Origin of the sequence: Colwellia sp. TT2012, assembly GCF_001440345.1 — a bacterium.
In the GTDB taxonomy this organism is placed as follows: domain Bacteria; phylum Pseudomonadota; class Gammaproteobacteria; order Enterobacterales; family Alteromonadaceae; genus Colwellia.
The window spans coordinates 1-255 of sequence record NZ_LJYX01000214.1; the positions used below are offsets into that span (position 1 = coordinate 1).

Here is a 255-nt window from a genome sequence, read left to right on the forward strand (position 1 = left end):
AACAAATGATGTGTTAAGTTTGGTCTCTTTCTTTAGTGAAGAAAATAAATGGTGGAGCTAAGCAGGATCGAACTGCTGACCCCCTGCGTGCAAGGCAGGTGCTCTCCCAGCTGAGCTATAGCCCCATCAGGGTTTCTTCAATTTTGTTATCATGTAATTTGTGTGAACACTCGTGAAATACAATCCGAAAACTGATTTCCATTAAGCAATTTTACTTCAAGATAAGGAGGTGATCCAACCCCAGGTTCCCCTAGG

Annotated in this window: 1 tRNA gene; it reads right to left on the bottom strand. The window is 42.7% G+C overall.

The window, feature by feature from the left end:
• Nucleotides 1-49 precede the first annotated feature (49 nt).
• A tRNA-Ala gene (locus ASU03_RS19605) sits at nucleotides 50-125 on the bottom strand.
• Between the last annotated feature and the right edge of the window lie 130 nt (nucleotides 126-255).